Genomic DNA, 24,266 nt, shown 5'->3' on the forward strand with positions numbered 1-24,266 from the left:
TTGTAGCTTGCATTCTTGCTAGGCTATCCGGTTGTCTTGCAGCTGATCGCCCATTGCAGATTTCCAGCTGGCATCTGCTGAATGTACTGGCTACTTTTAAATGGCGCATGGGTAAACCCGGCTATATCTTTGTCTATAAAGATGTAGAATGACAAAAACTGACAAATAGAGCAGTTGCTTGCTAGAGACTGACAACGGGAACAGAGAGAAAAAAATGAACACAACTGCCGGAATGTCATTACGCAGCCGCCTTATCGCCTGGCTGTTGCTGGTGGCCTTGCTGATTTGCTGTCTGAGTGGGCTGGCTCTGTACAACCAGCGCAATAGCCTGCTACAGGACAGACAGGACAAGACACGGAACCTGGTTGAATCCGCCATGGGCATCATCAGCAGCTATGAGGCCCTGGAGGCGAGTGGCAAGCTGAGTGAAGCCCAGGCCAAGCAAATGGCCGCTGCCGCGCTGATGGCCAGCCATTACGACGGCAAGGAGTACTTCTTCGGTTACGACCAGAACTGGAACTATGTCATTCATGGTGCCAAGGCAGCCATGCTGGGCAAGAATGTTCAGGGCTTGAAGACGCCGACCGGTGTCGATCTGGGTCAATTGTTCATCGATACCGTCACCAAGGGCAATGGACAAGGTTTTGCCGCCTATGTGTGGGACAAGCCCGGCTTCGACCAGCCGCAACCCAAGATTTCCTACCTGATGACCAGCCAGCGCTGGCACTGGATTATCGGTACCGGCATTTATCTGGACGATGTCCAGGCCGCGTTCATGAAGCAACTATGGCTGACCCTGGCCGAAGTGGGCGCCATTCTGGTGTTGTTGCTGATTGCCGGGCTGTTCCTGATGCGCAGCGTCCTGGGGCAACTGGGGGCGGATCCTGGCGAAACCATGCAAGTGGTCCGTCGCATTGCGGATGGTCATCTGGATACCCAGGTAAACGTGGTTGCAGGTGACACAAGCAGCGTGATGGCAGCGATTCAGCAAATGCAGCAGCACCTGAAGTCGCTGGTGCGGGAAATTTCTGATGAAGCCGTGCGTTTGTCCGGCATGAGTTCTGATGTGGCGCGCCGATCCGATGCAGTTGTCAAAGGTTCTGATCAGCAAAGTGAGGCAGCTGCCGCCATGGCAGCTTCCATCGAGCAGCTGACGGTCAGCATCAATCATATTTCTAGCCATGCGCATGATGCGCGGAATCTGTCGCAAGAGTCCGGCCGCCTGTCGCGTGAAGGTGGCGAGGTGATCTCCAGCGCAGTCAATGAAATGCACCGTATCAACGAGTCGGTTGATCAGGCGGCAGAAACCATTGCTGATCTGGCCAGCAAGACCCAGACCATTTCCAGCATCATGCAGGTGATCAAGGATATTGCCGACCAGACCAACTTGCTGGCACTTAATGCCGCCATTGAGGCTGCGCGTGCGGGTGAGATGGGGCGCGGTTTTGCCGTGGTAGCAGATGAAGTGCGCAAACTGTCGGAGCGTACCGGCCAGGCTACGCAGGAAATCGCCGGCATGATCCAGGAAATCCAGAGCAGCTCCGATCAGTCACGTGCCTGTATGGAAGAAGCGGTTGGTCGTGTGAAGAATGGTTTGCAACTGGCGGTTCAGGGTGGGGAAGCGATATCCCACATCCGTGATAGCGCCACCAGTGTGGTGGATGTGGTGAACGAGATATCACATGCGCTGAAAGAACAGGGCAGTGCCAGCACCGAAATTGCACAGCAGGTGGAATTGATCGCCCGCAGCGCCAGTGGTAATGCAGAGGAGGCGGCAGGTACCTCTAAGGAGGTGCAGGCCATGCATGCGTTGGCAGACGATTTGCGTCAGCTGGTATCCAAGTTCCACGTGTAAGAGCCCCGCCATGCCAGGCAAAAGCCCTCCACCAGGAGGGCTTTTTTATTCAGTTACCGCAGTGGTGACTGCTGTGGATGACTTCTGCTGCTCGTCGTTTTTGGTCAGGACGCGTTGTTTTCAGCGGCTGGCCGTTGCCTGGGCTTTTCCCGGTAACGCTGGTATGCACCCAGCGCCATGGCCAGCAACAGCAAGCTGACACAAGCGATGATCACCGGTTGATTGCCCAGCTGCATATAAGGCGTCAGGCCCTGGTAGTCCTGCACCATGCCTTCCAGCACTTGCTGGGAGAACGGTGCTGCCACGCTGGAAATTTCACCATTGGGACGCACAATCGCCGTCATACCGTTATTGGTGGCGCGCAGCATGAAGCGGCCGGTTTCCAGTGCGCGCGCCTGGGAGAGCTGCAAATGCTGGCTCATGGCAACGCTTTTTCCAAACCAGGCCAGATTGCTGACATTGGCAAGAATGCCTGCGTGGGCAGCGGGGTCGATCAACTCTTCGCCAAAGCTGTCCTCGTAGCAGATATTGAAAGCAATGTGGTGGCCTGCCAGCAACAGTGGAGCCTGATTGGCACCACCGCGACTAAAGCCCGACAGTGGCATGTTCATGTACTGGTAAATCCAGCCAATCAGGCCGGGTAGCGGGATGAACTCACCAAACGGCACCAGATGATCTTTGGCGTAAGAGGGTAGCGCCGGATCGGTCAGTACCACCACGGCATTCAGATAACCACGGCCATCCGGGGTGCGGCGTGGAATGCCGGTAGCCAGGGCCATGTTCTTGCGCCGGGCATCGCCTGCCACCATGGTCAGGTAGCCGGAAGGCAGGTCATCCAGAAATACCGGCAGGGCAGTTTCCGGCAGGATCATCACGTCAGCCTGGGTGCTGGCAACCTGCTGGTAGTAAGTTTTGAGGGTCTGTTCAAAAGCAGCCGGATCCCACTTCAGCACTTGCGCAATATCCCCTTGGGCGAGTGCAACCCTATAGGGCTTGCCTACCGGTTCCGTCCAGTTGACCGATTGCAGCCAGAAGCCGGCACTCCATATTGCCAGCAGCAATGTCGCAGCCAGTGCGCGTTGCAGGCGCTGGCCATTGGCCAGCAGCAGCAAGGCGCCGGCGCTGAATGCCACCAGATAGCTGACCAGATGGATACCGCCCAACGGGATAAAGCCTGACAAGGGGCTTTCTGTTACCTGTGAATAGCCGACGGCGCCCCAGGGGAAGCCGGTCATCACCCAGCTGCGCAGCCATTCGCCCAGCTCCCACAGGGCCGGAAACGCCAGCAGCCAGCGCACCCATGTTCGCTGGTCGATACGGATGACCAGCCAGCAAGCAAGGCCGGGCCAGATGGCAAGATAGGCGGGTAGCAATAGCACCAGTGGTGCGGCCAGCACCGCCGGCAGGCCGGCAATATCATGCAGGCTGTTGTATATCCAGTTGAAGTTGCTGGTATAGGCTGCAACACCCCAGACATAGCCAGTACGGAAGGCAAGGGTGGGATTGCGTTGTACCAATTGCGCCAGTGCCAGCAGCGACAAGGGCAGCAAGCCGTACAGCCGGTAGGGCGCAAAGCCGTAGAGGGTAAGCGCCCCGGCAAGCGCGGCGGCAATCAGTACAAGCAGGGTGCGCATGTCAGTCCTGGGTGCTGTCGGCGGTATTGCTGTGCAGCCGTTCCACCAGCAGGGTCTGCAGGCGACGGCTGTCAGCGCGCAGGATGGTGAAGCGCAGCGAGCCGGACTCGACGGTTTCGCCGCGTTTGGGCAGGTGGCCAAACAGTGAAATCACCAGGCCGCCTACGGTATCGACGTCGTCGTCGTCGTAGCTGGTGGCAAAGTACTCGTTGAAGTCCGCCACTTCGGTGAGGGCGTTCACGCGGTAGCGCTGGTCGCGAACCGGCACGATATTGTTGTCGTCCTCTTCGAAGTCGTATTCGTCTTCGATGTCGCCGACGATCTGTTCGATCACATCCTCGATGGTGACGAGACCAGACACGCCGCCATACTCATCCACCACGATGGCCATGTGGTTACGGTTGGAGCGGAATTCGCGCAGCAGGACATCGAGAGGTTTGGATTCCGGCACAAACACGCTGGCGCGCAGGGTGGCCCGCAGGTCGAAGCGGGCAGGGGCATGGAAGTAATGCAACAGGTCCTTGGCCAGCAGGATGCCCAGCACGTCGTCCTTGTTGTCGCCGATCACCGGAAAACGCGAGTGCCCGGTGCGCAGTACATCCGGCAGCAGGCGTTCGATGGGGTCGTCAATGCGGATGACGTCCATCTGGCTGCGCGGCACCATGACATCGCGGGCGGTCAGGTCGCTGACTTCCAGCACGCCTTCAATCATGGCCAGCGCTTCGGCGTCCAGCAGATTGCGTTCAAAGGCGGAGTGCAGCAGGGTGATCAACTCCTCGCGGTCTTCCGGTTCGCGCAGGAGCATGGCGGACAAGCGTTCCAACAGGCTGGGCTTGTGTTTACTGGGGTCTTCCATGGGGTTAGCGTTTTTCCTCTAGATAGGGATCGGGATATCCTAACTTCGCGAGAATGACAGTTTCAAGCGTTTCCATGATTTCCGCTTCTTCGTCATCCTCGTGGTCAAAGCCTTGCAAGTGCAGCATGCCGTGTACCAGCAGGTGGGCATAGTGGGCCATCAGGTCAATGCCTTGCTCGGTGGCTTCTTTTTCCACCACCTCGGTACACAGTACCAGGTCGCCAAACAAGGGCAGATCGGCAATGTTTTCGCCTTCGTTCAGTGCGAACGACAGCACATTGGTGGCGTAGTCCTTGCCGCGGTAGGTGTGGTTGAGGCTGCGGCCTTCCTCGCTGCCTACCAGCAGGATGCTGACCTGGGCCTGTTGCACATCGGCCTGCAAGGCAGCCTGGCAGCAGCGGCGGATCAGTCTGGCATCGGGCAGCCGCTGTGCCTGGCTGCGGTCTTCCAGCGTCAGTTGCAGGCGGGCGGCCAGACGCAGCAGCGGGTTATTTCGCTTGGCTTGTTTCATCGTTTTTCAGTTGATAGTTATCGTAGGCATCGACGATTTTCTGCACCAGCGGGTGGCGCACCACGTCTTCGCTCTGGAAATGGTGAAAGTGGATGCCGCGCACATGGCCCAGAATCTTCTCCACTTCCACCAGTCCGCTTTTCTGATGGCGCTGCAGGTCGATCTGCGTCACGTCACCGGTAATCACCGCGCGTGAGCCAAAGCCGATGCGGGTGAGGAACATCTTCATCTGCTCCGGCGTGGTGTTCTGTGCCTCGTCCAGAATGATGAAGGCATTGTTCAGCGTGCGGCCACGCATGTAGGCCAGCGGTGCAATTTCAATCAGGTTTTTTTCGAACAGGCGGGTGACGCGGTCAAAACCCATCAGGTCGTACAAGGCGTCGTACAGCGGACGCAGGTAGGGGTCGACCTTTTGTGCCAGATCGCCGGGCAGGAAGCCCAGTTTTTCACCGGCTTCCACCGCCGGGCGCACCAGCACGATGCGCTTGATGGCATCGCGTTCCATGGCATCCACCGCGCAGGCCACGGCGAGGTAGGTTTTGCCGGTACCGGCCGGGCCGATGCCAAAGGTGATGTCGTGCTGGCTGATGGCCTTGATGTAACCGCTCTGGCGCGGAGTACGGCCACGCAGGTCGCCACGACGGGTCAGCAGCACCGGCGCGTCGGCATCGGCTGCATGATTGTGCTGGCGGGCTTCCACCAGCTCCAGTTGCACATCGTCAATCGAGATGTCCTGCTTTTCTGCCAGCAGGTACAGGCGGGTCAGGCTGTAAACCGCGAGGTCGGCCTGCTCGCCACTGCATTTGAAGTGTTCGCCACGGCGCTGGATCAGCACATCCAGACCGGTTTCGATCTGCTTGAGGTTTTCATCCAGCGGGCCGCACAGGCGGGCCAGCCGTTCGTTATCGACCGGATTGAAACTGAGAGGAGTGGTATTCATGAGTCAGGGTCAGGTGTCAGTGGCTGAACAGCAGCGCCAGCCAGAAGCTGGCTTCCAGTACAAGCAAAACGCAGACCAGCAAGGTCAGCAACATGAACAGGCCGTTACGCAGCCCGGCCGAAGCCAGTTTGTCCAGTAGACACAGCAGGGCAGCATACAGCAAGGCGGTGGGAAGCAGCGCAGCCGGCCCGGTCAGCAGCAAGAGCGAACGGCTACCCCAGTTGCCATTGCTGCCGGGCTGGCCCACCAGCAGGCTGAGCACCAGCAGGATGGGCAGGGCAATAAGGCTGTAGCGCACCACCCTGGCTGCATGGCGGCGCAGTGGTGGCGGCTGGTGGGCGCTGGTGGGGTTGCTCATGCGTTTGGCCGGTCTTGCAGGATTTCCAGCCCGGCAACCGTCATGCTGGGGTGAAACTCGGTGATGTCGTAGCGTGCCAGTCCGGCCAGGGCGAAGGGGTCCTGCGCCAGCCGCTGTTGCAGCATGTGGCGATCACCGCGCGCCAGAATGATGCCACCGGTGCGTGGTTCCTTGCGGCCGGAGGCCAGGAACAGACCGTCGGCATAGCATTGCTTCAACCACAGCACATGTTGTTCCAGCTGGGCGTCGATTTCCTCCAGCGGGGCGATATAACTGAGTGAAACGATGAACATGACGGGTCTGTGCCTTTATGTGGTTCAGCGGTCTTCCTGCAGCAGGATTTCCCCTGCCAGCGAATGCGGACGCGCTTCGGTAATGACGACATCCACCATTTGCTTGAGCAGACGCGGGTGACCGACAAAGTTGACGACCCGGTTGTTGGCGGTACGGGCTGCCAGCATGTTCGGGTCCTTCTTGGAGATGTTTTCCACCAGCACGCGCTGCACGCTGCCCACCATGCTCTGGTTGATGGCAAAACCACGCGCTTCGATCACATCGTTCAGCGCCTCCAGGCGGCGTACCTTTTCGGTATGCGGGGTGTCGTCGGTGAGGTTGGCTGCCGGGGTGCCGGGGCGGGCGCTGTAGATGAACACATAGCTGAAGTCGAATTCCAGGTCCTTGACCAGCTTCAGCGTCTTGGCGAAATCAGCTTCGGTTTCGCCGGGGAAGCCGACGATGAAGTCCGATGACAGGCACAGGTCCGGACGCAGTGCACGCAGCTTGCGGATGATGGACTTGTATTCCAGTGCGGTATAGCCACGCTTCATGGCGGTAAGGATGCGGTCGGAACCGCTTTGCACCGGCAGATGCAGGTGCGATACCAGCTTGGGCAGCTTGCCGTAGCAGTCGATGATGCGCTGGGTGAATTCACGCGGATGGCTGGTGGTAAAACGCAGGCGTTCCACGCCCGGAATTTCGTGCACGTATTCCAGCAGCAGGGCGAAGTCGGCGATTTCACCATCGGCCATCACGCCACGGTAGGCGTTGACGTTTTGCCCCAGTAGGGTGATTTCCTTTACCCCTTGCTGGGTGAGACCGGCAATTTCGGTCAGCACGTCTTCAAACGGGCGGGAGACTTCCTCGCCACGGGTATAGGGCACCACGCAGAAGGAGCAGTACTTGGAGCAGCCTTCCATGATGGAGACGAAAGCAGCGGCACCATCCACCTTGGCTGGCGGAATGTGGTCGAATTTTTCGATTTCCGGGAAGGAGATATCCACCTGCGCCGCACCGCTGTGCTGGCGGGCGCGAATCATGTCCGGCAGGCGATGCAAGGTTTGCGGGCCGAACACCACATCCACATAAGGCGCACGCTTGACGATGGTGTCGCCTTCCTGGCTGGCGACGCAGCCGCCAACGCCAATGATCAGGTCGGGCCGGGCTTCTTTCAGCGGGCGGATGCGGCCCAGATCGGAGAATACTTTTTCCTGTGCCTTTTCCCGCACGCTACAGGTGTTGAACAGGATGACGTCGGCTTCTTCCGGATTGTCTGTCTTGATCATGCCTTCGGCATCGCCCAGAACGTCGACCATTTTGTCCGAGTCGTATTCGTTCATCTGGCAACCGAAGGTCTTGATGTATACCTTCTTCATTGCTTACAGGAATTCCAGCTGGTTCATGGGGAAGGGCGCCTTACTGCTGGCGCTGTTGCAATTGGGCGATTTCTTCATCGCTCAATACCCAGATGCGATTGATGTTGCCTTGCAAGTCCAGTGTGATGCCTACCGTTTTACCCACCAGCGTGGGTAATTGTCCGGACAGCACGAACAGGTTGTTGGCATCGTAGATGCGCAGCCCGGGCGCAGTGGTATAGCTCTGTCCGCTGGGAATCACCATGGCAACCAGCGTGTTCAGCAGCGAACTCTCGCTTTTGGCGAAGGTGACGACATTGTTGTCCACACTGGAGAGCGTGCCGGCCACGATATTGGCGGGCAGCAGTCTGTTCACGGCCATGGCTGGCAGTGAGAACAGACAGAGCAAGAGGGCGGTGATGAGTGTTTTCATAATCAAATGAATGTGTTGCCGGGAGTTTAGCACAGCCGCAGCGCCGGCGCAGGGGACTTGTGCGGGTGGGTAATGGCGGCTGAGTCGGTATTGCAGTGCGGCATGAAAATGCGCAAAGCCGCATGGAATTTGGGCTTGATGAATTGTGCGCCGCAACTACAGCCGGGCGGCAAATGGCACTGTGACGGTGCAAATCCAGGCGCTGCCAAGGCCTCGCCGGCCTTGGCATGCACCACGGTGTGGTTTTTTTCTGTCGCCATGTAGTTGAAAACTTACATTTTTTGCGTTTTGCGCTTCCACCGACATGCGGGCTCTGCTATAAGTTCACCGCATTGCTGAGTACGTTTTAGCGTTTGATCAACAGCAGACCGTGCTTGCCGTTCTGCCCGGCCCGGGCAGCGGGCATAGCACATGGTTTGCCGCAAGAAAGACAAAACATGAGCCGCGTTTTGCTGATCGGTAGCATCAACATGGACCTGGTGGTGGAAGCAGACAGCTTTCCGCGTCAGGGTGAAACCCTGTTTGGTCGCCGCTTTGCCACCTATCCTGGTGGCAAGGGGGCCAATCAGGCCGTGGCGGCTGCCCGTCTGGGTGCCAATGTCAGCCTGATTGCCTGTGTCGGGCAGGATGCCTTTGGTGCGCAATTGCTCAGTGGCTTGCAGGCCGAAGGCGTGGACACCCGCTGGGTAGCGCAGGTCAGTGAAGCCACCGGCATGGCCAGCATCACCCTGGCTGGTGGTGACAATGCCATCATGGTGGTGCCCGGTGCCAACCATGCCGTGTCCCCCGCCCAGCTGGATGCCGCCGAAGCCGCCTTTGCCGAGGCCGATGTGGTGCTGGCCCAGCTGGAAGTGCCGCTGGCTACCGTCGAGCATGCTGCCATGCTGGCGGCGCGCCACGGCAAGCCCTTCATCCTGAACCCCGCTCCGGCCCAGCCGCTGCCTGCCACCTTGCTGCAACAGGTTTCCCTGCTGACGCCCAATGAATACGAGCTGGCGGTGGCAATGGGCAGCCAGCAGCCCTGGCAGCAACTGCTGGCCAGTCGTCCGGCGGGCATCGTGATGACACAGGGCAGCCTGGGCGCCAGCTATGCTGATGCCGATGGTGTGCTCCGGCAGGTGAATGGTTTTCCGGTATTCGCCGTCGACAGCACCGGTGCCGGCGATACCTTCAATGGTGCGCTGGCGGCATTCTGGGCGCTGGGCCTGGGCGAGGCTGTGCGCCGTGCCAATGCCGCCGCCGCACTGTCGGTGACCAAGCAGGGCGCGCAAAGCGGCATGCCCACCCTGGCCGAGCTGCAACATTTTCTGGAACAACAAGCATGAAAAAAGCTGGGACATCTGAATCGCGACATCGCGCGCGTGCTGGCCGGCATGGGCCATACCGACAGTCTGGTGATTGCCGACTGCGGCCTGCCGATTCCGGCTGGTGTGGAATGCATCGACCTCGCGCTGGCGCTGGGCGAGCCGGGCTTTGCCCGCGTGCTGGACACCGTGCTGGCTGATTTCCAGTGCGAGCGTGCCGTCTTTGCCGACGAATGCCGCAGCCGCAACCCGGCTGTTGTCGAGCAGGCGGCCGCCCTGGCCGCGCAGGGCGTGGCACTGGAGTTTGTCAGCCATGAACAATTCAAACAGCGCTGCCAGGAAGCCAAGGTGATCATCCGTACCGGTGAATGTACGCCGTACGCCAATGTGATCCTGCACTCCGGTGTGATTTTCTGAGGGCCTGGTGATGAATGTTGTCATGCAGGGCATCAGCAAGGCATTCGGCCCGGTGCGGGTGCTGGAACAAGTGGACTTTGCCATTGCCGGCGGGGAAATCCACGCCTTGATGGGCGAGAACGGTGCCGGCAAATCCACGCTGATGAAAATACTCAGCGGGGTGTACCGTAGCGATGCCGGCAGCATCGTGATTGACGGCAAGCCGGTGGACATCCGCTCCACCCGTCAGGCCGAAGCCTGCGGCATTGCCATCATCCATCAGGAGCTGAACCTGATTCCGCAACTGTCGGTGATGGAAAACCTGTTCCTTGGTCGTGAACCATCGCGCTTTGGCGTAATCGACAGCGCCTGCATGCGGCGCGAGGCACAGGCACAGCTGGCGTCGCTTGGGGCTGGCAATATCGACCCGGAAGCCGAAGCCGGCAGCCTGTCCATCGGTCAGCAGCAGATGGTGGAAATTGCCAAGGCACTGGCCATGGATGCACGTCTCCTGATCATGGACGAGCCTACCGCCGCGCTGACCGAACGCGAGATCGACACCCTGTTCGGCCTGATGCAGGCGCTCAAGGCACGTGGTGTCGCCATTGTGTATGTGTCACACCGCATGGAAGAAATCTTCCGTATCTGCGACAAGATCAGCGTGTTGCGCGATGGCCGCTTTGTTGGCGAGCGGGTGATTGCCCGTACCGATTTTGATGAAGTGGTGCACATGATGGTGGGACGCGAAATCGGCGACCGTTTTCCGCGTCGTACCGTACAGCCGGGTGCCGTGCGCCTGCAGGTGGATGGGCTGGCTGACGAACATCATGTGCGCGACATCAGCTTTGCCGTACGGGCTGGTGAAGTGCTGGGCGTGGCCGGGCTGATGGGCGCGGGGCGCAGTGAAATCCTCAAGACCCTGTTTGGCCTGAACCGCCGCACGGCGGGCACGGTGTTGCTGGATGGCGAGGCGGTCAGCCTGCACAGCCCGGGAGCAGCGATTGCCGCTGGCCTCGCCTTTGTAACGGAAGACCGCAAGAGTCAGGGCCTGGTACTGGGCATGTCGCTGCGCGAAAACGCCACCCTGGTGCATCTGCCGCAGTACGCCCGGCTGGGTGTGGTGTCGGATGCGGCCGAGCAGCAGGCGGTGGCCGGCTTGATCGAGCAATTGCGTATCCGCACCCGCGACGCCGAACTGGAGGTGAAATCGCTGTCCGGTGGCAATCAGCAAAAAGTGGTGTTTGCCAAATGGCTGGCCCAGCCGCCCAAGGTGTTGCTGCTGGACGAACCCACCCGCGGGGTGGACGTGGGTGGCAAGGCCGAGATTTATCACATCATCAACCAACTGGCCGCAGCGGGTGTGGCCATCGTGATGGTGTCGTCGGAATTGCCGGAAGTCATGGCCATGAGCAACCGCATCCTGGTGATACACGAAGGCCGCCAGACCGGCCTGTTCGAGGCCGCTGAGGCCACCCAGGAAGGCATCATGGCTGCGGCCACCGGTACGGCGCACGCCGCCTGAACAAGAGCAAGGGAATAAATAATGACTCCAAAACAAAAAGCCACCCTGCAGAAGCTGGGGCCCTTCATCGCCCTGGTGCTGGTGTCGGTGGGGCTGGCCGTACTCAGCCCGGACTTCCTGACCGTGGCCAACCTGCTGAACGTGATGCGCCAGGTGTCGATCAATGCGCTGATTGCCTTTGGCATGACGCTGGTGATCCTGCTGGGCGGCATCGACCTGTCGGTGGGTTCCATCCTGGCGCTGTCCTCGGTGGGCATTGCCACGCTGATCCAGTCCGGCGTCAACCCGATGCTGGCTACCCTGCTGGGGGTGATCGGCGGTGGTGTGATGGGCCTGCTCAACGGCCTGGTGGTGAGCAAGGGCAAGGTGGCGCCGTTCATCGCCACCCTGGCTTCCATGACCATCCTGCGCGGTCTCGCGCTGGTGGTGTCAGGCGGCAGCCCGATCACCGGTTTCAACAGCGATCTGTTCTCCATGCTGGGCGGCGGCTATGTGGCCGGGCTGGTGCCGATTCCGGTGGTGTGGATGCTGATCATGTTCGGCCTGTTTGCCTTCCTGCTGAAGAAAACAGTGTTCGGCCGCCATGTGTATGCCACCGGTGGCAATGAGGAAGCCGCCCGGCTGTCCGGCGTGAAGGTGGATCAGATCAAGCTGTGGGTCTATACCGTTTCCGGTGCCATGTCAGCCATGGCCGGGGTGGTGCTGACCTCGCGCCTGAATTCCGCCCAGCCCACCGCCGGTAGCGGCTACGAGCTGGATGCCATCGCCGCCGTGGTGCTGGGTGGTACCAGCCTGACCGGCGGCCGCGGCTGGATTTTTGGCACGCTGATGGGCGCGTTGCTGATTGGCGTGCTGAACAATGGCCTTAACCTGCTGGGCGTATCGTCCTTCTACCAGCAGGTGATCAAGGGTGTGGTCATCTTGCTGGCGGTGCTGATCGACCGCAGCGGCAAAAAGTAAACGCAGGGTTTGAATCAACAAAAGTCCTGTCCAGGGCTGTTTAACGCAACGTAGTCAATATCAGGGAGACTCACCATGAATCGCATTCTTCATCCGCTGCTGGCCAGCATGCTGGTGTTCGGCATTGCCGCCTGCTCCAAGCAAGGTCCGGACAGCGCTGCGCCGGCTGCCGCCAGTGCACCTGCCGCTGCCGCCGATGGCAAGCTGACCGTCGGCCTGGCCGTATCCACCTTGAACAACCCCTTCTTCGTGTCGCTGCGCAAGGGCGCTGAAGACGAAGCCAAGAAAGACGGCGTCAACCTGATTACCGTGGATGCCCAGGACGACCCGGCCAAGCAGCAGGCCAGCGTGGAAGACCTGATCCAGAAAAAGGTGAACGTCATCCTGATCAACCCGACTGATTCCTCCGCCGTGGCCAATGTGGTGAAGGAAGCGACCGGCAAGGGCATCAAGGTGGTGTCGCTGGACCGCAGCGTGAACGGTGCCGAAGTCAGCGCCCACATTGCTTCGGATAACGTGGCAGGCGGCAAGATGGCCGGTGAGTACCTGCTGGAAAAACTGGGTGGCAAGGGCCGTATCGTCGAGCTGGAAGGTATTGCCGGCTCCTCCGCAGCACGTGAGCGCGGAGAAGGCTTCCACAAGGTGGTGGATGGCAAGGCTGATGTGAAACTGCTGGCCAAGCAACCGGCAGATTTCGACCGCGCCAAGGGCCTGTCGGTGATGGAAAACATCATCCAGGGCAACAAGGACATCCAGGGCGTGTTTGCGCATAACGACGAAATGGCGCTGGGCGCGCTCAAGGCCATTCAGGCTGCCGGTCTGAAAAACGTGGTGGTGGTGGGCTTTGATGCCACCGCTGACGCCGTTGCCGCGGTGAAGGCCGGTACCCTGGCCGCCACCGTGCAGCAGCAGCCTGAGCTGATCGGCCAGTATGGCATCCAGACTGCCAAGAAACTGGCAGCCGGCCAGAGCGTGGACAAGTTCATTCCGGTACCGCTGAACCTGATCAAGCAGTAAGCGGGAAGCCATGGCTGGTACAGGGTTTTCCTGTGCCCGCCCGCTTGTAATACAATCGCTACAAGCCAGCCAACCCCCGCTGCTGACAAGGCTGCGGGGGTTGTTGCTGCCGGTGACCAACCCCTTACAGAAAGTCTTGCGTGACTGCCTACAAGCGCCTCACCATCGATGACATTGCCAGCCTGGCCGGCGTATCCCGTACCACGGCCAGCATGGTGCTCAATGGCCATGCCGAGCGTTATCGCATTTCGCCAGCCACGGTGGAACGGGTGGAGAAAGTAGCACGCGAGCACCATTTCAACCCTTCGCAATCGGCACGGTCATTGCGCAGCAAACGCAGCAACAGCATCGGGCTGGTGATTCCCGACCTGACCAACTCGGCCCATGCCACGCTGGCGCAGGCCATGGAAAACCTGTGCCGCGAGCGTGACCACCAGCTGGTGCTGGTGACCAGTGACGAGGACCCGCAGCGCGAAGCCGAAGGCATGGCGCACCTGGTGGCGCGTCAGGTGGATGGCATGGCCGTGGTGCCTTGCAGCAGTGATGCCGCCCTGTATCAGAAATGGACCAGCCGTCTGCCGCTGGTGTTTGTCGACCGCCGCATCGATGGCAGTGGCATTCCGTCGGTGGTGACTGACGCCACCGATACCGTGGCCCGGCTGATTGGCAGCAAGCTGGCGCAGGGTGTGCAGGAAGTAGTGTATTTCGGTGGTCAGCCCACGCTTTCTCCCAGCCGCGACCGGTTGGCAGGTTTCCGTCAGGCGCTGCAACAGCATGGCATGCAGGCCCCGGCTGAGTGGGTGGTGGAGCGCGATTTCCAGCGCGCTTCCGGTTTTGCCATGATGCAGCAGTGGTATGCCGCCAAAGGGCGCTACCCGCAAGCCTTGTTCACCGCCTCCATTACCTTGCTTGAAGGGGTGCTGTCCTTCATGAGCCAGACCCACCATCTGCGTGAAGCTCCGTCCTGTCTGATGACGTTTGACGATCATCCCTTGCTCGACTGCCTGCCCATTCCGGTGGATGCCATCGTGCAGGATGGTCAGGGCATGGCAGAGCACTGCCTGGCGCAGATTTTCGCCCTGCTGGAAGGCCGCACACCGTTACCGGCTGATCGGGCAGTTGCCGCGCACATCATTCAGCGTTAGCCACGCCACCGTAGCAATCGCCTTGTATTGTCGGAAGATTTGTCGTTTTTTACCTGCCCGCTTTGGTTTTTTTATTCGTACAGGCTGATGTTGAGCATGACAAGTGACGCTTACGGTACATCATGCTAATGTCAGCAAGCTGTCATTTATAACTGCAAGGTGCCTAGTGCCTGTTCGACTTCCTGCCATTTTGCGACTGGCCGTGGTGTATGCCCTGATCGGCATCCCCTCGCTGTATAGCGCCATTCCGCCTGGCTATACCGCACCTGTATTTCCTGCTGCCGGCCTGGCCCTGATGTCCTTGCTGCTGTGGGGGCGATCATTGTGGCCCGGCGTGCTGCTGGGCTCTTTGCTGGTGCAAGTGGCGGCGGCTTGGCAGTCCGGCGTGCAGGGCTGGGGTTTCCTGTCCTTGCTGATTGTGCCGGCAGCCGCAACCTTGCAGGCGCTGGCAGGGCGCTGGCTCATCACCCGCATCATAGGCTGGCCCAACCGTCTGGATAATGCCGCCAGCGTGATTCGCCTGATGTTGCTGGTGATTCCGCTTTCCTGCCTGGCATGCAGTGGCATCAGTGTGCCCTTGCTGGCCATGCTGGGCGTGCTGCCCCGTACCGATGCCCTGTTCAACGCCTGGAACTGGTGGCTGGGCGATACCTTTGGCTGCCTGATCATGCTGCCCTTGATGCTGGCGCGTTTTGGCCGGCCGCGCAGTGAATGGCAGGCGCGCAGCCGTGCCTTGCTGTGGCCCATGCTGCTGACGGCGCTCACCATGGCCAGCCTCAGCGTGCTGATTCACCATTGGGAAGCACTGCGGGTGCAAAGCCAGTTCAACCGCGATGCCAACCAGATCGAACTGGCCCTGCGCAAGCGTCTGGAAATGCAGCTGGACGTGATGCTGGCACTCAAGCAATTGCAAAGCAGCGCCCCGGTATCCTCGACCGAGCAATGGGCAGAGCTGACTTCGCCCTGGCTGGGGCGCTTGCCCGGTACGCAAAGCCTGGGCTGGAGCCCGCTGGTGAATGATGCCGAGCGCAAGGCTTTCGAGCGGGATGTGCTGGGTGGACGTGACATCCAGGCGCGGGATCCGGCGGGAAACATCCAGCCTTCGCCCCAGCGGCCATCCTATCTGCCCATCCGTTTCAACGAACCGCTGCAGCGCAATCTGCGCGCTCAGGGGCTGGATATCCTGTCCTCACCCATACTGGCCAGCACCATTCGCCGCAGCATGCAAAGCGGTCAGGCCGAAGCCAGCCCGGCCATCCGCCTGGTGCAGGAAGTGGGCAAGCAAAAAGCCATTGCCCTCTATCAGGCGGTGTATGCCCCGGCCGATGCCATGCAGCACCAGGTATTGCGCGGGGTGATTTCCAGCCTGTTCCGCATGGACGACATCGTGCAAACCACGCTGCAGCACGATGTGCGACATGATATTGAAGTCTGCCTGATCGACATCGACGGCATGCCGGGTTTCCACCGTCTGTCCGGCCCGCAAAACTGCGGCAAGGGTGGCTGGTTCGGTCAGCGGCCACATCTGGAAAGCCGCTTTGTGTTTGCCGGGCGCAACTGGGCCTTGCGCCTGCGCGCCAGCGAAGAATACCTGGACGGTCTGCGCAGCTGGCTGGAGTGGATCACCTTTGTGGTGGGCCTGGCCATGACCGGCCTGTTTGGCGGTTTCTTGCTGATTGTCACCGGTTATACCCGGCGGATGGAGGGGGAGGTGCAGCAGCGCACCGCCGAGCTGGCCGATGCCAACCAGCAGTTGCAAGTGCAGCTGGATGCCACCCGCAAGGCCGAGGCCAATGTCAGCTATCTGGCCTTGCATGACAGCCTGACCGGCCTGCCCAACCGGCCGTGCTGGCTCAACATGACACGCCGCGAGCTGGACGCCGCCGGCCAGCAAGGCCAGCTGGCGGTGCTGTTCCTGGACATGGATGAATTCAAGACGGTGAATGACAGCCTGGGCCATCCGGTGGGGGATCAGCTGCTGGTGAACATTGCGCGCCGTTTGCAACAACCGCTGCCGCCAGAGGCCATGCTGGCCCGTCTGGGCGGGGACGAATTTGTCATCCTGATGCCCTATACCCATCAGTCGCAGCTGGAGGCGCTGGGCAGTGCGCTGCTGGCCCTGTTTGATCAGGCCGTGCTGGTGGATGCACATGAACTGCGCTGCACCGTGAGTATCGGCGTGGCGCTGTACCCGCAGGATGGGCAGGACCCTGACACCCTGCTGCGCCACGCAGACATGGCCATGTATGCGGCCAAGGAAGCCGGGCGCGATACCCTGCGTTATTACACGCCGGAAATGAATGTGCTGGTGCTGGAACGTCTGACACTGGAGCGTGATTTGCGCCGGGCGCTGCAAGACGAACCCGGCCAGCTGGTGTTGTACTACCAGCCGCAGATTGATGCCGTCAGCGGCCAGTGCATAGGCTGCGAAGCGCTGGTGCGCTGGCAGCATCCGGTACGTGGTTTCATGCCGCCGGGCGAATTCATTCCGCTGGCCGAGCGCTCCGGCCTGATTGTCGAGCTGGGACGCTGGGTGCTGGCCCAGGCCTGTGCCGAACAGGCCAGCTGGCGGGCGCATGGCCTGCAACTGCCGGTTTCGGTCAATATTTCCCCGGTGCAGCTGGAGCGCAGCGACCTGCAACCCTATGTGCAAGGCCTGATGCAGCGTTACGGGCTGAAGGACGGTGCGCTGGAACTGGAACTGACCGAAGGTGCGCTGATGCATGAAGAAAGCCACCATCTGGACGTATTCCATGCACTGGTGGCTCTGGGTTGCCGCTTTGCGCTGGACGACTTTGGCACCGGGTATTCCTCGCTGTCCCGCCTGCGCCGTTTCCCCATCAGCCGGCTCAAGATAGACCGCAGCTTTGTCCGCACCTTGCCCGGCACCACTGACGATGAAGCCGTGGTACGTGCCACCTTGTCGATGGCGCGCGACATGGGCATGGAGGTGGTGGCCGAGGGCGTGGAAACACCGGCGCAAAGCGAGCGCCTGCTGGCGCTGGGGTGTCGCGTGATGCAAGGCTTCCATTTTGCCCGCCCCATGCCAGCTGGCCAGTTGCTGGAGTATGTGCAAAGCCTGCAGCAGCCGGTCGACCCGCACTGAGTTTGTCCTGGCGCAAGATGATGACGGCGCATGACCGGGCATGGCGCAGTCATCTGCCATAAAATGGCCGACATGACTGTTTGCAGGTTTCAGGAGAAATACTGGTGAAAATTGCGCCCATCGCCGCCTTGCAACTGATGCACGCCCAGCATCATGCCACGCTGGCCACCCACTCCGGTCAGTTGGCCGGTTATCCCTATGCCACGGTGCTGCCTTATGTACTGGATGAACAGCACCGCCCGCTGCTGCTGATCAGCGCGCTGGCCGAACACACGCGCAATCTGCTGGCCGATGGACGTTGCAGCCTGGCAGTACTGCAAAAGGGTGCCGAGGATGTGCAGGCCGAAGCGCGGCTGACCTTGCTGGCCGATGCGCAGCGCATCGAGACGGATGACTTGTTGCTACAGCGCTTTTTGCGCTACCAGCCGCAGGCAGAGGATTTGCTGCAACTGGATTTCATGTTCTTCCGCCTGCTGCCGCAGCGCCTGCGCTATATCGGTGGCGTGGGGCGCATGGGTTGGCTGGAGGCGGAGGAATTGAGCCCGGATGTGCTGCCGCTGGCACAGGAGGCCGCACTGTTGCAGCAGGCCCGGGTGCCAGAGGGCATCACCCTGCTGGGGCTGGATGCTTACGGGGTGGATTACCGGCGCCAGAGCGGCGCCGGGCATGAACGTCACAACTGGCCAGAGGCCATCAGCCAGCCGGCTGCACTGGCCGCTGCCTTGGACTCAGCGCTCGATACCCTGGCCGCGCAGTAAATCAGAAGGACTCCATCGGCAGCAGGTAGCGCCATTGCCCGGCAGGAAGGTCGCCGATACCCAGTTTGCCAATGCGGATGCAGCGCAGCGCCAGCGGCTGCAAACCCAGCGCCTGGCAGATGGCCATGGGCTGACCGGGCTGCACGGCTGACAGCACCATGCGCAGCTGGCGGTCACTCTGGCGGCTGATTTTCAGGCCGCGTGGTGGCTTGCCCGGCAGTTGCAAGGCCTGCAACTGTTGTTTCAGCAGCTCGGCCGCCGGGGCGGCTTCCAGCTGGATCAGGTATTCCTGTTCGGCATCCGCCAGTTTGCGTGCCAGTTTCTTGTCCAGGGTGAGTGCCACCAGCCCATGGCTGTTTTCGTCCAGCGCCCCGGCCTGTTGCAAGGCTTTCAGATGGCGCGGATTGAAGCTGACTTCGCTGTTGTCCCGGGCATGGCGTTGCTGCGGGGTAATCAGCCCGGCCAGAGGCAAGCGGCTATCCGCAGCACGATGCAGCAGCAGACTGATGCTCAACCCGTCCAGGCTCATGCGCGGGGCATCCAGTTCGATGCGCTGCTGCGGGCTTACCCGGCTGCCCAGTTGCTGAACGACCTGGCCATCCACCCGCACCCGGCCTTGCTCGATAAAGGCATCGGCTTCGCGACGCGAGCACAGTCCCAGTTCCACCATGCGTTTGGACAGACGCAGTTGCTCATCACTCATCTTGCAGATTCTCCGCTCGGGTTGACCCAGGGTTGGGGCTGGCGATTATCCGCCCCCGCTGGCGGGCTGGCAAATCATGGCAAGCCGGTCAGTGTGAACTGGCCACCGGCAGGGCTGCCGCCATGGCACCAGCCATGTCCCCGGCAGCAATGGCCAGAATCTCCGGGTCGATGCGCCCGTGCGCGACAAAGTCCTGCAAGGTGGCCAGCACTTGTGCTGCGCTCAGGCCGGTGCGGTAGGGGCGGTCCTGCGCCAGCGCCTGGAATATATCTGCCACCCGCAGGATGCGGGCTTCCAGACTCATGCTGGCTCCACTCAGGTGGAAGGGGTAGCCATGGCCATCGGGTTCTTCGTGGTGATACGCCGCCCAGCAGGCAATTTCCTCGAAGCCGCTGATATGGCGCAGGATCTGGTAGGTTTCAAAGCTGTGGGCATTGATCAGGCTGCGCTCATGCGCATCCAGCCCGCCGGGCTTGTCCAGGATCTCGTCCGGCACCCGCAGTTTGCCAAGGTCATGCAGCAGCGCAGCAATTTCCAGTTGGTCGCAGCGGCCGGGTGACAGCCCGCGCGTTCGGCCAGCCAGCGCGACAGCCCGGCCACCCCCTGCGAATGACGTGCGGTGAACGGGCTCTTGGCATCCACGATGCGGGAAAACAGCGTGGCCAGTTGCTTGAGCTGGGTGGTGGTGGCGGTGCAGGGATGGCGCTCGCCACGCCGGTCGTGCAGCATGCCGGCAATGCCGCGCGGCTCCAGTTGCAGCCAGAAGGCTTCCGCGCGGGAAGCCTGCAAGAAGGCATCCACCAGTTGCGGGGCAAAATGGCTGCCACGGTAGCTGGCAATGCGCTCGCGGATGGCTCCGGTATGCATCAGCAACTCACCCCCCTGATAGTAGGCCGCAGCCATGGCATCCACCCGGTCCACCAGATAAATCAGGTTGGCCTGCTCGGCCACCTCAAGCGGCAAGTCCAGTCCGGACAGGGTTTGCCATGGCGTGTGGTGGTAGCGCACCGGTTCCACCATGGCTGCGAGCGGGGCAAAGCCTGCCAGCAGGCTGGCGCCATCCTGACAGTGCTGTTGCGAGCCGGCCCAGTCGAATTCGCTGACCAGATGCTGATGCGTGCGGGTGGACGATACGCCGATATCGTGCAACAGGCCCAGGTCGAACAGGAAGTCAGCCTGCTGGCGGCTACGCTGCAAGACCAGCGCGCAATTCCAGGCCATGATGCCCACCCGCTTGCCGTGTGCCACATCATCAATCCCCACCAGGTCCAGTGCGTCGGACAGGGCATGGATGACTTCACGCAAATCGACATGGATGCTGTCGTCGCAGGCGGGGGGAAGGATGGGAGCGGACATGGGTGCACTTTCGCAAGACGGGAAACATGGCAGCCAGATGGCATGCCATGTGTTCAATCTAATGCAAGATTACCCGGCCCGAAACCTGCTTTTCTGCGCTGGATCAGGCTTACAGGCGATAGGCCGCCACAATCTCCTGCATGCGGCGGGCAGTGGCATCCAGCGCCAGCGCCGAGCCGGAGGCTGCCGAAGCATTGCCGTTGGCTTGCTGTGCCATCTGGGCGATGTGGTCTACCTGCACCGCAATTTCGGTGCTGGCGCTGGCCTGCTCGCGGATGGCAGTGGTGATGCTGCCCACCAGTTGCACCAGTTCCTGGGTGGTGTGGGCAATGCGCTCGATGGCGTCTTGCGCGGCATCGGCCCGCTGCAGGCCGGTTTCCACCCGGGTTTCGGTGGCGGCCATGGCCTTGCCGGTGTCTTCGTTGCTGCCGGCAATGGCGTTGATGACGGTGTTGATCTGGTTGGTCATGCTGCTGGTGCGCTCGGCCAGCTTGCGCACCTCGTCGGCCACCACGGCAAAGCCGCGGCCCTGTTCGCCGGCGCGGGCGGCCTCGATGGCTGCGTTCAGTGCCAACAGATTGGTCTGATCGGCCACGTCCTTGATGACCGAGACCGCAGCGACAATGGAGCGTGCCTGCTCGCCCAGCTGGCGCACGCTGCTGGAGGCGGTGCCCACTGTGTCGGCAATATCGCGGATGTCGCTCACCGTACTGCTGACCACCGCGCCGCCGGTATTGGCCAGCGCCCCGGTTTGCAATGCCTGCTCGTTGGTGGCGGCCGCCTGCATGCCCACATGATTGATGCTCACGGTCAGCTGCTGCACGGTTGCCGCCACGCTGGCGGAAATTTCGCTCTGGCGCGCAACGGTGCCGGCAACTTCTCCGGCCGAGGATGCCAGCCCGGCCGAGGCCTGGGTCAGCTGGCTGATCTGCCCGCTCAAGGCTTGCAGGCTGTCATGCAGTTTGCCGATCAGCCCGTTGAATGCGCTGGCGGTGGCACCCAGTTCATCCTGACTGTTTTGTGGTGCACGGCGGGTGAAGTCCAGCGATTCGGCAATGCCGGTAATCGCACTTTGCAGGCCTTGAATGGCACGGGACAGGGAGCGGGTGAGCGACCAGCTCATGCTGCCCACCACCAGCAGGCACAGCACCACGGTGGCCAGGCTCAGCCACTGCACGAAGCGCAGCAGGCCAGTGGCCTGTTCCGCCTGATTTGCCGCTTGCCGGTAATTGGCTTGCAGGTGGGCGTCCCCCGCCGCCAGCACGGCGCGGGCGCTGGGCACCACCTGACGCAGCGCCGACTTGGCCGCAACGATGTCACCTGATTCTGTCGCTTCCAGATAGGGCTTCAGTGCCTTGGCATAGTCGTCCAGCCGGGCCTGGTCCTGCTGCAACAGTTGCTGCGCCTGACTGTCCAGTGCCTGGGTCCGGTACGCGCGCAGTGCGCTGCGGGCATCCTGCTCGGCATCACTGATGGCCTTGGGCAGTTGCTGCAATTCGTTGGCATTGTCGGTGGCACCCAGCAGCAGGGCGTTCACCGTCATTTTCAGCGTGTCGGTCTGAAAACGCTCCAAGGTTTGCAAGCTGGGCAGATCGCCCGTCACCAGATGCCGGATGAACTGGCCAAGACTGAACTGGGTGTAAACCATTACCCCGCCTTGCACGCAAAGACCGAGCGTGGTGACAAGGGCCAGCATGGTAAGCCTGGACTTGATTTGCATGATGCCTTCCTGTGGACATGCTCAACGATTGCCGTCTGCCTGCAGGCAGCGGCCCCCCTCTCCGGCTGATGGGCAGCAGAGATGATATTTGATCTTTTCTGATTTTTGCTGTGGGGGATATTCGCCATGCCGCGTGCAGCATTACATGCCGGGGCAGCCAGCTTGTTTTGTTTTTATCAGGATTTTGGCTACATTCAGGGTGTGACGAGCCGCACCATGCCAGCCGCAGGGTGAGGGCAGGCGCAGTAGTTATGCCTATATTTGATCAAAAGCACAAGTGTTTTGCTGTCAAATGGACAAACTATTCCAATGGAATTGGTGTGCATGGCGTAGCAGCCTGCTGACAAGCAGTGTGCCGGGCGGCAAGCAAAAGGGTGAGTGGCAGCGAAGAAGGGTATGAGAGGGGCAAAACAAAAGGCCAACTCCTGAGAGCTGGCCTTTTACTGAAACTGGTGGCGAATCAGGGACTCGAACCCCGGACCTGCGGATTATGATTCCGTAGAACTAATCATTGATCTGTTTTGATCTACATTGATTTCACTTCTTAACTTGATGAAATATATGGAAAAATTGAATTTTTTCTCTGATTCTTCATTGACTCTCATTGATCTGATGGAATACGATTTGCCTACATATTGCCTACATGGATAAATTTTGAGCAAGCAGAATTTTACGGCAGCCCGGGTCGAAAGCTTTAAATGTGATCCAGAGAAGCGGCAAACTATCTACTGGGATGCGAAGACGCAGGGGTTTGGTCTTCGTGTGACCTCAACAGGTGCCAGAGCATACATCTTTGAGTCCCGCCTCTTCGGGAAGACAATTAGGGTGACAATTGGTGATGCTCGCGCCTGGGAGCTTGGTAGGGCTCGAACAGAAGCTGCGCGGCTGAGAACATTGGTGGATGAAGGTAAAGATCCGCGTGAAGTTCGTGCGGAAATGCAAGCTAAGCATGAGGCAAGGCGTGCAGAGTCCATGCGACAAGATATGCTTGTCAGGGAGGCTTGGGAGCAGTATTTACTCAATCGGAAAGATAAGTGGTCCGATCGTCATCTGCAAGACCACATGCGTCTGGCAGAGCCAGGTGGTCGCATGGCACTTAAAGGTAAGCGGCAGATTGTGCCTGGGCCATTAGCATCTCTGATGGTCTTACGTCTTTCTGAGCTTACTAAAGACACTGTAGATGCATGGCTTGCTGTGGAAGTGAAGTCTCGTCCTGCAAGGGCTAGGCTTGCCTTCTCATTGCTGAAAGCTTTTATTACCTGGAGCCAAGAGCAAGTTGATTACGAAGGGTTGGCATCCCCAGAAGTGTGCACGAATAAGCGAATACGAGAACATTTACCCAAGCCAAAAATGAAAGTGGATTGTTTGCAGCGAGAGCAGCTAGCTGCTTGGTTCCGTGCCGTTAGAAGCCATCCCAATCCTGTTATCAGTACCTATTTGCAAGGCTTGTTGATTACAGGTGCAAGACGTGAAGAGTTAGCCGGGCTACGCTGGGAGGATGTGGATTTTCGTTGGCGGCAACTTGTACTTGATGACAAAGTGGAAGGCACTGGGGGAAGAACAATACCGCTTACACCTTACCTTGCGCGACTATTGATGATCTTGAAAGAATACAATGAAACGCTACCAAGTAAGCGCAGGTTGTTGACCCTGCAGAAAATGGGTAAATCTTGGGCACCTTCGCCTTGGGTTTTTCATAGTAAGACGTCTGCTGATGGAAAAATTGCAGAGCCACGGATTGCGCATAATGAAGCGCTTCAGACTGCTGAGTTACCGCACATTACCCTTCATGGGCTGAGACGATCGTTCGGGACACTCTCGGAGTGGGTTGAAGTTCCTGTTGGTGTTGTAGCTCAGATCCAAGGCCACAAGCCGTCCGCTATTGCAGAAAAGCATTACCGGCGCAGGCCATTGGACTTGTTACGCATGTGGCACGACAAGATCGAAACTTGGATGCTTGAACAAGCAGGTATCCCATTTCAGTCATCAGTGGACTGAAGTTATGCTATTTGCAAAGATTACTTTGTATTTGCATGCAGATTCCCACATTTTCCTTACAGA

22 protein-coding genes are annotated in these 24,266 nt (G+C 60.0%); 10 read left to right on the top strand and 12 right to left on the bottom strand.

The features are described from left to right. Positions 1 to 214: 214 nt before the first annotated feature. Positions 215 to 1,855, top strand: a complete 1,641-nt coding sequence (locus AWT75_RS11340; RefSeq protein ID WP_062789196.1) for a methyl-accepting chemotaxis protein — start codon at positions 215 to 217, stop codon at positions 1,853 to 1,855. 104 nt (positions 1,856 to 1,959) lie between these two features. On the opposite strand, the gene lnt is transcribed toward AWT75_RS11340, so the two are convergent. From lnt to AWT75_RS11380, 8 genes are read right to left on the bottom strand one after another with little or no spacing between them, the layout of a single operon-like run. Next, on the bottom strand, positions 1,960 to 3,489 hold the full coding sequence (lnt, locus tag AWT75_RS11345; protein ID WP_062789197.1) for an apolipoprotein N-acyltransferase: 1,530 nt from the start codon (positions 3,487 to 3,489) through the stop codon (positions 1,960 to 1,962). A gap of 1 nt (position 3,490) precedes the next feature. Next, positions 3,491 to 4,345, bottom strand: coding sequence for an HlyC/CorC family transporter (locus AWT75_RS11350; RefSeq protein ID WP_045846890.1), 855 nt, complete (start codon positions 4,343 to 4,345; stop codon positions 3,491 to 3,493). Positions 4,346 to 4,349: 4 nt separating this feature from the next. Beyond that, entirely contained in the window at positions 4,350 to 4,856 is a 507-nt protein-coding gene (ybeY, locus tag AWT75_RS11355) for an rRNA maturation RNase YbeY (protein ID WP_062789198.1), read from the bottom strand. After that, on the bottom strand, positions 4,834 to 5,796 hold the full coding sequence (locus AWT75_RS11360; protein ID WP_045846892.1) for a PhoH family protein: 963 nt from the start codon (positions 5,794 to 5,796) through the stop codon (positions 4,834 to 4,836). The genes ybeY and AWT75_RS11360 overlap by 23 nt, the downstream gene beginning before the upstream one ends. Before the next feature lie 16 nt (positions 5,797 to 5,812). Next, the gene (locus AWT75_RS11365; protein WP_062789199.1) at positions 5,813 to 6,154 is read right to left on the bottom strand and encodes a hypothetical protein; all 342 of its coding nucleotides are present in this window, start codon (positions 6,152 to 6,154) and stop codon (positions 5,813 to 5,815) included. Next, complete coding sequence (locus AWT75_RS11370) at positions 6,151 to 6,447, bottom strand: YciI family protein (RefSeq protein ID WP_062789200.1); 297 nt, start codon at positions 6,445 to 6,447, stop codon at positions 6,151 to 6,153. The genes AWT75_RS11365 and AWT75_RS11370 overlap by 4 nt, the downstream gene beginning before the upstream one ends. Positions 6,448 to 6,471: 24 nt before the next feature. After that, complete coding sequence (gene miaB, locus AWT75_RS11375) at positions 6,472 to 7,806, bottom strand: tRNA (N6-isopentenyl adenosine(37)-C2)-methylthiotransferase MiaB (protein ID WP_062789201.1); 1,335 nt, start codon at positions 7,804 to 7,806, stop codon at positions 6,472 to 6,474. 40 nt (positions 7,807 to 7,846) lie between these two features. Then, complete coding sequence (locus tag AWT75_RS11380) at positions 7,847 to 8,218, bottom strand: hypothetical protein (protein WP_045846896.1); 372 nt, start codon at positions 8,216 to 8,218, stop codon at positions 7,847 to 7,849. 437 nt (positions 8,219 to 8,655) lie between these two features. Between AWT75_RS11380 and rbsK the strand changes: the two genes are divergently transcribed. The 8 genes from rbsK (at position 8,656) to AWT75_RS11425 (ending at position 18,426) form a co-directional block, all read left to right on the top strand. Next, entirely contained in the window at positions 8,656 to 9,543 is an 888-nt protein-coding gene (rbsK, locus tag AWT75_RS11390) for a ribokinase (protein WP_062789203.1), read from the top strand. A 48-nt stretch (positions 9,544 to 9,591) separates the two neighbouring features. Then, complete coding sequence (gene rbsD / locus AWT75_RS11395; protein ID WP_062789229.1) at positions 9,592 to 9,939, top strand: D-ribose pyranase; 348 nt, start codon at positions 9,592 to 9,594, stop codon at positions 9,937 to 9,939. A 22-nt stretch (positions 9,940 to 9,961) separates the two neighbouring features. Next, positions 9,962 to 11,440, top strand: coding sequence for a sugar ABC transporter ATP-binding protein (locus AWT75_RS11400; protein ID WP_338021298.1), 1,479 nt, complete (start codon positions 9,962 to 9,964; stop codon positions 11,438 to 11,440). A 21-nt stretch (positions 11,441 to 11,461) separates the two neighbouring features. Then, entirely contained in the window at positions 11,462 to 12,400 is a 939-nt protein-coding gene (locus AWT75_RS11405; protein ID WP_045846901.1) for an ABC transporter permease, read from the top strand. Between the two features lie 75 nt (positions 12,401 to 12,475). Next, positions 12,476 to 13,417: a ribose ABC transporter substrate-binding protein RbsB gene (gene rbsB / locus AWT75_RS11410; protein WP_045846902.1), complete on the top strand. Its 942-nt coding sequence runs from the start codon at positions 12,476 to 12,478 to the stop codon at positions 13,415 to 13,417. A 140-nt stretch (positions 13,418 to 13,557) separates the two neighbouring features. After that, the gene (locus tag AWT75_RS11415; RefSeq protein ID WP_062789205.1) at positions 13,558 to 14,562 is read left to right on the top strand and encodes a substrate-binding domain-containing protein; all 1,005 of its coding nucleotides are present in this window, start codon (positions 13,558 to 13,560) and stop codon (positions 14,560 to 14,562) included. Between the two features lie 166 nt (positions 14,563 to 14,728). Continuing rightward, entirely contained in the window at positions 14,729 to 17,668 is a 2,940-nt protein-coding gene (locus tag AWT75_RS11420) for a bifunctional diguanylate cyclase/phosphodiesterase (RefSeq protein WP_161937746.1), read from the top strand. 104 nt (positions 17,669 to 17,772) lie between these two features. Beyond that, a complete protein-coding gene (locus AWT75_RS11425; protein ID WP_062789207.1) occupies positions 17,773 to 18,426 on the top strand; it encodes a HugZ family pyridoxamine 5'-phosphate oxidase in 654 nt (217 codons plus the stop codon). Position 18,427: 1 nt separating this feature from the next. Here AWT75_RS11425 and AWT75_RS11430 read toward each other — a convergent pair whose 3' ends face one another. From AWT75_RS11430 to AWT75_RS11440, 4 genes are all read right to left on the bottom strand, one after another. After that, entirely contained in the window at positions 18,428 to 19,129 is a 702-nt protein-coding gene (locus AWT75_RS11430) for a S4 domain-containing protein (RefSeq protein WP_062789208.1), read from the bottom strand. A gap of 88 nt (positions 19,130 to 19,217) precedes the next feature. After that, a complete protein-coding gene (locus tag AWT75_RS22865) occupies positions 19,218 to 19,667 on the bottom strand; it encodes an HD-GYP domain-containing protein (RefSeq protein WP_338021300.1) in 450 nt (149 codons plus the stop codon). Beyond that, the gene (locus AWT75_RS22870) at positions 19,568 to 20,485 is read right to left on the bottom strand and encodes an HD-GYP domain-containing protein (RefSeq protein WP_239689558.1); all 918 of its coding nucleotides are present in this window, start codon (positions 20,483 to 20,485) and stop codon (positions 19,568 to 19,570) included. The genes AWT75_RS22865 and AWT75_RS22870 overlap by 100 nt, the downstream gene beginning before the upstream one ends. Before the next feature lie 109 nt (positions 20,486 to 20,594). Beyond that, complete coding sequence (locus AWT75_RS11440; RefSeq protein ID WP_082696063.1) at positions 20,595 to 22,205, bottom strand: methyl-accepting chemotaxis protein; 1,611 nt, start codon at positions 22,203 to 22,205, stop codon at positions 20,595 to 20,597. A gap of 654 nt (positions 22,206 to 22,859) precedes the next feature. Between AWT75_RS11440 and AWT75_RS11445 the strand changes: the two genes are divergently transcribed. Next, on the top strand, positions 22,860 to 24,203 hold the full coding sequence (locus AWT75_RS11445) for a tyrosine-type recombinase/integrase (RefSeq protein ID WP_062789210.1): 1,344 nt from the start codon (positions 22,860 to 22,862) through the stop codon (positions 24,201 to 24,203). The last annotated feature ends 63 nt before the right edge of the window (positions 24,204 to 24,266 follow it).

Origin of the sequence: Aquitalea pelogenes (assembly GCF_001515305.1) — a bacterium.
In the GTDB taxonomy this organism is placed as follows: Bacteria; Pseudomonadota; Gammaproteobacteria; order Burkholderiales; family Chromobacteriaceae; genus Aquitalea; species Aquitalea pelogenes.

Bases quoted from the DNA above. Each gene is read 5' to 3' on its own strand.
- AWT75_RS11340 (WP_062789196.1), top strand. From the start codon at position 215: ATGAACACAACTGCCGGAATGTCATTACGCAGCCGCCTTATCGCCTGG.
- lnt (WP_062789197.1), bottom strand. From the start codon at position 3,489: ATGCGCACCCTGCTTGTACTGATTGCCGCCGCGCTTGCCGGGGCGCTT.
- AWT75_RS11350 (WP_045846890.1), bottom strand. From the start codon at position 4,345: ATGGAAGACCCCAGTAAACACAAGCCCAGCCTGTTGGAACGCTTGTCC.
- ybeY (WP_062789198.1), bottom strand. From the start codon at position 4,856: ATGAAACAAGCCAAGCGAAATAACCCGCTGCTGCGTCTGGCCGCCCGC.
- AWT75_RS11360 (WP_045846892.1), bottom strand. From the start codon at position 5,796: ATGAATACCACTCCTCTCAGTTTCAATCCGGTCGATAACGAACGGCTG.
- AWT75_RS11365 (WP_062789199.1), bottom strand. From the start codon at position 6,154: ATGAGCAACCCCACCAGCGCCCACCAGCCGCCACCACTGCGCCGCCAT.
- AWT75_RS11370 (WP_062789200.1), bottom strand. From the start codon at position 6,447: ATGTTCATCGTTTCACTCAGTTATATCGCCCCGCTGGAGGAAATCGAC.
- miaB (WP_062789201.1), bottom strand. From the start codon at position 7,806: ATGAAGAAGGTATACATCAAGACCTTCGGTTGCCAGATGAACGAATAC.
- AWT75_RS11380 (WP_045846896.1), bottom strand. From the start codon at position 8,218: ATGAAAACACTCATCACCGCCCTCTTGCTCTGTCTGTTCTCACTGCCA.
- rbsK (WP_062789203.1), top strand. From the start codon at position 8,656: ATGAGCCGCGTTTTGCTGATCGGTAGCATCAACATGGACCTGGTGGTG.
- rbsD (WP_062789229.1), top strand. From the start codon at position 9,592: ATGGGCCATACCGACAGTCTGGTGATTGCCGACTGCGGCCTGCCGATT.
- AWT75_RS11400 (WP_338021298.1), top strand. From the start codon at position 9,962: ATGCAGGGCATCAGCAAGGCATTCGGCCCGGTGCGGGTGCTGGAACAA.
- AWT75_RS11405 (WP_045846901.1), top strand. From the start codon at position 11,462: ATGACTCCAAAACAAAAAGCCACCCTGCAGAAGCTGGGGCCCTTCATC.
- rbsB (WP_045846902.1), top strand. From the start codon at position 12,476: ATGAATCGCATTCTTCATCCGCTGCTGGCCAGCATGCTGGTGTTCGGC.
- AWT75_RS11430 (WP_062789208.1), bottom strand. From the start codon at position 19,129: ATGAGTGATGAGCAACTGCGTCTGTCCAAACGCATGGTGGAACTGGGA.
- AWT75_RS22870 (WP_239689558.1), bottom strand. From the start codon at position 20,485: ATGTCCGCTCCCATCCTTCCCCCCGCCTGCGACGACAGCATCCATGTC.
- AWT75_RS11440 (WP_082696063.1), bottom strand. From the start codon at position 22,205: ATGCAAATCAAGTCCAGGCTTACCATGCTGGCCCTTGTCACCACGCTC.